This window comes from Stenotrophomonas sp., from assembly GCF_032103445.1.
GTDB lineage: Bacteria > Pseudomonadota > Gammaproteobacteria > Xanthomonadales > Xanthomonadaceae > Stenotrophomonas.
Window position 1 is genome coordinate 1 of the sequence record NZ_DAMDFR010000124.1, and the last position, 4,901, is coordinate 4,901.

The following is a 4,901-nucleotide window of genomic DNA, read 5'->3' on the forward strand; positions in this document are numbered from 1 at the left end:
ATACCTGCGCATACTTTCAAAGAACCTGGGAGTCGGCCTCAGCGCCTTCCTCCGTATGCCCCGACGTTTCCGTCGTTGCGAGCCGCCCATTATAGCCGGCTTTTTCACTTCGTCAACACCTTTTTTTGAGGTGGATCCCGGTGAAGGGATCTGGAAGATCCGAGGGCTTTCCGTCGAAGCGAGCCGCCTATTATGTCAGGCTTTTCGTTTCCGTCAACACCTTTTTTCGAGGTGGTTGGCGATCCGTTCCGTTGCTGTGGCCGCCTTGCGGTGGCCCCTGCGTCGGGGGAGGGAAAGTATGTGCCCTTCAGGTGAATTTGGGAAGGGGGTTGATGAAATTTTTTTGACGACCCGTGAAGAGCAGCCGGGCAAGCCCGGCTCTACGTCATGGGGAGTCATTGCCTGGGCACGTGGCAACGCGCCCATCAATGCGGTGCGTCGACGTTACGGAGTCATGCGGCGACCAGCAGGACGCGGGCGAAGTTGCGCTTGCCTACCTGCAGCAGGCCTTCGAAGCCAGGCATGAACATCTGCTGGGCGTCTTCTACCACTTCACCGTTGACCTTCACGGCGCGCTCCTTGAGCTTGCGGCTGGCTTCGGAGTTGCTGGGGGTGAGGCCGGCGGCAGTAAGCAATGCGCCGATACGCAGGCCTTCAGCCGGGATGGCCACTTCCTGCAGCGGCAGCAGGCTGACATCGCCCTGCCCGGTCACGGCGGCGTTCCAGCCGGCAATGGCCAGTTCGGCGGCATCGGCGTCGTGGAACCGGGTGGTCAGCTCGCGCGCCAGGCGCAGCTTCACTTCGCGCGGGTTGAGGCTGCCCGCTTCGACCTGCTCGCGCAGGCTCAGGGCTTCGGCCTGGCTGATGTCGAAGGACAGCAGTTCGATCCAGCGCCACATCAGGTCGTCGCCGATCTTCATGGTCTTGGTGACCATATCAATGGCGGGTTCGCTGATGCCGATATAGTTGTTGAGCGACTTGGACATCTTGGCGACGCCGTCCAGGCCTTCCAGCAGCGGCATGGTCAGCACGATCTGCGGCTTCTGCCCGTAGTGCTCCTGCAGGCCACGGCCCATCAGCAGGTTGAACTTCTGGTCGGTGCCGCCGAGTTCGACGTCGGCTTCCAGGGCGACCGAGTCGTAGCCCTGCACCAGCGGGTACAGGAACTCGTGCAGGGCGATGGACTGCTGGGCGGCGTAGCGCTTTGCGAAGTCGTCGCGCTCGAGCATGCGCGCGACGGTGTGCTGGCCGGCCAGACGGATCATGTCGGCTGCACCCATCTTGCCGAACCACTCGGAATTGAAGCGGACTTCGGTCTTGTCGCGGTCCAGCACCTTGAACACCTGCTCCTCGTAGGTGCGGGCATTGGCCAGCACGTCGTCCTTGCTGAGCGGCTTGCGGGTGGCGTTCTTGCCGGACGGGTCGCCGATCATGCCGGTGAAGTCACCGATCAGGAAGATCACCTGGTGGCCCAGGTCCTGGAACTGGCGCAGCTTGTTCAGCAGCACGGTGTGGCCCAGGTGCAGGTCCGGCGCGGTGGGGTCGAAGCCGGCCTTCACCCGCAGCGGGCGGCCGCTTTCCAGCCGCTGGCGCAGCTCCTCGATCTTGAGGATCTCATCGGCCCCGCGGCCGATCTGGGCAAGGGCTTGATCAATCGATGACACGTTGCAACTCCCGGCGGTGCCGTATTTATATGAATGACGTTAAGTACAAGTTAACCGCAAGTGCTTCACAAAAGCCAATAGGCACAAGGGTTTGACGCGATATTTATAGGTGTCTATGGTAACCGGCGTTTAGGCCCGAGTTGCCGGGTCAGCCAGGAACCGCTCGACGATGCTCAACTCCGATCAAGGCCGCGCCCGCAAGCAGCGCTTCAAGGAACGTCTCCACGTTCTTCACGACACTGCCCTCCATCGGAAGCTCAAGCAGCACCTGCCGGCGGCCTTCAACGAGCGCTGGACCCGCCGCCACTGGATGCACGCCAGCCTGTTCGCCACCATCGGCGCACTGGTGGCCACTATTGTGCCGGGCTTCTCGCACACTATCGATGGCCCTTACTCGGCTGACCACTCCACCCTGGCCCTGCCGTTGCCGCCGCTGTCGGCCGAACGCCAGAACCAGACCCCGGGTGACAGCTGGCAGGTGCTGCGCGTGCAGCGCGGCCAGACCCTGAGCGACCTGTTCGACGAGGCCGGCATTCCGGCCACGGTGATGCACGATGTGCTGGACCACCCCGGCGTGCGCGATTCGCTGGTGAAGCTGCGCCCGGGCACCGAGATTGCCTTCGATGTGCCGCTTTCCGGCGACCTGCGCGCGATCCGCTACAACCGCGACGGCGACAACCGCGTGGAGCTGACCCTCAAGGACGGCAAGATCAGCGAACAGGTCACCAAGCGCGAGAGCTCCACCCGCCGGGTGGTGACCAGCGGCGAGATCACCAGCTCGCTGTACGCGGCGGCGCGCAAGGCGGGACTGTCGCCTTCGGCCATTGCGACGATGACCGACGAGATCTTCAAGTACGACATCGACTTCTCCAAGGACATCCAGCCGGGCGACCGCTTCAGCGTGGTGCTGGACGAAACCTGGCGCGAAGGCGAGAAGGTGGACACCAGCAAGATCCTGGCGGCCACGTTCACCTCGGACGGCAAGACCTACAGCGGCTTCCGCTTCGACCGCAACGGCAAGTCTGAGTACTTCGACGTCAGCGGCCGTCCGCTGAAGAAGAGCTTCATCCGCATGCCGATTCCGTTCGCGCGGCTGAGCTCGACGTTCGGCGCGCGCCGCCACCCGGTGCTGGGCAAGATGCGCATGCACAAGGGCGTGGACTACGCCGCGCGCACCGGCACCCCGATCATGGCCGCCGGCGATGCCCGCGTGCAGTTCGCCGGCGTGCAGCGCGGCTACGGCAACGTGGTGATCCTGGACCACGGCAAGGGACACACCACGCTGTACGGGCACATGTCGCGCTTCGGCAAGATCAAGACCGGCCAGCGCGTGGCCCAGGGCACGGTGATCGGCTACGTCGGCTCGACCGGCCTGGCGACCGGCCCGCACCTGCACTACGAATTCCGCGTCAACGGCGTGCACCGCAATCCGCTGTCGGTGACCATGCCGCCGCCGGAACCGCTGAAGGGGGCTGAACTGGTCGCCTTCCGCGCGCAGACCGCGCCGGCGCTGGCGCGTATCCAGGGGATGGAGAAGCTGATCTATGCCGATGCGAGTCCGGCTCCGCAGGGGGCTCAGGCGGAGAAGGCTACGGCCAGTAGTGCCAAGCCGGGTAAGAACACGCGCGGCTGATGGGGTGCAGCCACGCAGGGCGTGGCTCTACGGGCGCTGGATTGCGATCATGGGCGGGTTCTCTATCGGGACCCGCCTTTTTCATGACTGCCGTTGACCCTGCCCTTCCCCTCTATCTGGGCCTGATGTCAGGCACCAGCGCCGATGGCATCGATGCCGCGCTGGTGCAGTTCCCCGCGACCGGTGGCTGCCGCTTCGTGCACGGCCACACCCACGCCTGGGATCCGGCGCTGCGCGCGGAGCTGATCGCGCTGGGCGAAGGTGGCGGCGTGGATTCGCTGGATACCCTGGGGCGCATCGACGCGCAGATCGGGATCACCTTTGCCGCCGCCGCCAACGCGCTGCTGGACGCCAGCGGCGTGGACCGGGCGCAGGTGCGGGCGATCGGCTCGCATGGGCAAACGGTGCGTCACCGTCCGCTGGCCGACCCGGCCTTCACCCTGCAGCTGGGCGATGCCAACCGGATTGCCGAACGCACCCGCATCACCACGGTGGCCGACTTCCGCCGCCGCGACGTGGCCGCCGGTGGTCAGGGCGCACCGCTGATGCCGGCGTTCCACCTGGCGATGCTGGGCCACAGCGACGAGGACCGTGCGATCCTCAACCTGGGCGGCATTGCCAACCTGACCCTGATTCCGCGGGGCGGCACGCCGCGCGGCTTTGATACCGGCCCGGCCAACGCGCTGATGGATGCGTGGTGCCAGCGGCACCAGGGCGTGCCGTTCGATGCGGACGGGGCATTTGCGGCCAGCGGCCAGGCCGATGAGGCGCTGCTGGCGCAGTGGCTGGCCGAGCCGTGGTTCGCCCTGTCGCCGCCGAAGAGCACCGGGCGCGAACAGTTCCATCTGCAGTGGGCTGAGGCCGCGATGGCCGGTAGGACGCTGGCCGCTGCCGACGTGCAGGCGACCCTGCTGGAACTGACCGCCGCCACCGTGGCCGACGCCCTGCTGGCACATCTGCCGGACACGCGCCGGGTGCTGGTCTGCGGCGGTGGCGTGCGCAACCCACAGCTGCTGCGCCGTCTCAGCGCGCGGCTGCCGGGCGTGGTGGTGGAGTCCAGCGCGGTGCACGGACTGGACCCGGACTACATGGAAGCAATGGGCTTTGCCTGGCTGGCACAGCGGACCCTGGACGGGCTGGCGGGCAACCTGCCGAGCGTGACCGGGGCCGAGGGGCCGCGGATTCTGGGCGCGATCCATCCGGCCTAGGTGAACGCAGCAGGTCTGGCGTGCGGCGGGCGTATTGCCCGCGCCCCAAGGCAGGCGCATGATCGACGCTGTTGTGCCGTGGGGGCGGTGCTGTACGCAAGGGGAGAACACATGGCCGATCTGGTGCTGCGCGATCTTGATCCGCTGCTCGACGAACGCATCCGTCGCGTCGCCGTGGCGCGCGGCTGGACGCGCGAGTACACCTGCGTGGTGCTGCTGGAGCAGGGGCTGTTCTCCAGCGAGCTGGAGGTGCGCCATGGGTTCCAGAACCCGGAAGTGGATGCCCTGGCCGATGCGATCGCGGCGCTGCAGGCGCTGCCGGATGCGAAGTCGTTCTAGCAACCCGTAGATACCGTCTCGCCCCTGCCTATGCAAGGGCGATTTCGGGATCAAACG

At 66.2% G+C, this 4,901-nt stretch carries 4 protein-coding genes; 3 read left to right on the forward strand and 1 reads right to left on the reverse strand.

Features of this window, described 5'->3' with window-relative positions:
* Positions 1-452: 452 nt before the first annotated feature.
* A complete protein-coding gene (gene tyrS, locus RT551_RS21110) occupies positions 453-1,664 on the reverse strand; it encodes a tyrosine--tRNA ligase (RefSeq protein ID WP_313462136.1) in 1,212 nt (403 codons plus the stop codon).
* 169 nt (positions 1,665-1,833) lie between these two features.
* Here tyrS and RT551_RS21115 point away from each other — a divergent pair, with 169 nt between their 5' ends.
* From RT551_RS21115 to RT551_RS21125, 3 genes are all read left to right on the forward strand, one after another.
* Positions 1,834-3,297, forward strand: a complete 1,464-nt coding sequence (locus tag RT551_RS21115; protein WP_313462138.1) for a M23 family metallopeptidase — start codon at positions 1,834-1,836, stop codon at positions 3,295-3,297.
* Positions 3,298-3,380: 83 nt separating this feature from the next.
* Positions 3,381-4,505: an anhydro-N-acetylmuramic acid kinase gene (locus tag RT551_RS21120; protein ID WP_313462141.1), complete on the forward strand. Its 1,125-nt coding sequence runs from the start codon at positions 3,381-3,383 to the stop codon at positions 4,503-4,505.
* 111 nt (positions 4,506-4,616) lie between these two features.
* On the forward strand, positions 4,617-4,844 hold the full coding sequence (locus RT551_RS21125) for a hypothetical protein (RefSeq protein WP_125361847.1): 228 nt from the start codon (positions 4,617-4,619) through the stop codon (positions 4,842-4,844).
* Positions 4,845-4,901 lie beyond the last annotated feature (57 nt).

Coding starts and splice junctions, on each gene's coding strand:
- RT551_RS21115 (WP_313462138.1), top strand. CDS start 1,834: ATGCTCAACTCCGATCAAGGCCGCGCCCGCAAGCAGCGCTTCAAGGAA.
- RT551_RS21120 (WP_313462141.1), top strand. CDS start 3,381: ATGACTGCCGTTGACCCTGCCCTTCCCCTCTATCTGGGCCTGATGTCA.
- RT551_RS21125 (WP_125361847.1), top strand. CDS start 4,617: ATGGCCGATCTGGTGCTGCGCGATCTTGATCCGCTGCTCGACGAACGC.